Origin of the sequence: Brevibacillus daliensis (assembly GCF_021245735.1) — a bacterium.
Classification (GTDB): domain Bacteria; phylum Bacillota; class Bacilli; order Brevibacillales; family Brevibacillaceae; genus Brevibacillus_B; species Brevibacillus_B daliensis.
Genome location: NZ_JAJISB010000073.1, coordinates 1 through 955 on the forward strand (window position 1 = coordinate 1; position 955 = coordinate 955).

Genomic DNA, 955 nt, shown 5'->3' on the forward strand with positions numbered 1-955 from the left:
ACTTAACCAAGATGTGTCCATGAAACTATACTAACTCCAATTCTTTAAGCTAGATACTTAGCTTATTAAAAAAAGGGAAAGTCCATTTGTAGGACATAAGCTATCCACTTTTTAGGTAGCTTCTGTTTTGCCGATGGGCTTTTTTTGTGTTTTTCAATTGGTAAACACAATAAATTACAAAAGAAGGGAAGATAAAAGATGGCCAGATTAGCCTCTCAAAGTTTAGGAGGTTTTTATTCAACCCCTCCTGAAATGGTGCAGCTCGTATGTAAAAAACTAAAAGTAGACGAAGGATCTTTCATTAACATACTAGATACGTGTGCTGGTGAAGGAGAAGCTCTGAAAATGTTTCAAGATCACCTGGAGGATCAGCGTGCTAAAGTTGTTACTTATGGAAATGAGCTTGAGAAGAGCAGATTCGATAAGGCTGCTACATGCTTGGATCATGTTATACACGGAGGATACGAGCGTCTACGCACGTCACCTTTCCATTCTTTTTGGTGGGGTAACCCTCCGTATGATCATGGCTCAACAGAACGAATGGAAGTATCTGCATTTCGTTTACACTCGTATAGAAACGAAAAGCAAATGATTCAAAAGGGAGCTGTGGTCTGTTACTGCGTACCACAGGAAAGTCTAAAAGATCTTGCAGAACTCCTTGCATATCGGTTAGATGATATTCGCGTATACCGCTTCACTGACGAATTCTACCCTCGCTTCCATCAGGTAGTTGTCTTTGGATACTTTGCAACACCAAGTGAAGAAAAGGCGAGGAAATTGAAAGAATACCTTAAGGAAGTCGGTTCTTACGGACCAGAATCATTGGAAACGCTAGAAAAAGAAGATCATATTTATTATGAGATTCCTGCTGCACAAAATAAGATAGAGTTTTTTAGAGGAGATGCTCTGAAAACAAGTCTAGTCTATCCTCACCAGTTCATGTATTCGCAGGATG

The 955-nt window shown here is 39.6% G+C and carries 1 protein-coding gene; it reads left to right on the forward strand.

Translation table 11 applies throughout. The features are described 5' to 3' along the window. Positions 1–198: 198 nt before the first annotated feature. Positions 199–955 (forward strand): DUF6094 domain-containing protein (locus LM917_RS24265; RefSeq protein WP_232700272.1); only part of this gene is annotated, 757 nt, incomplete at its 3' end.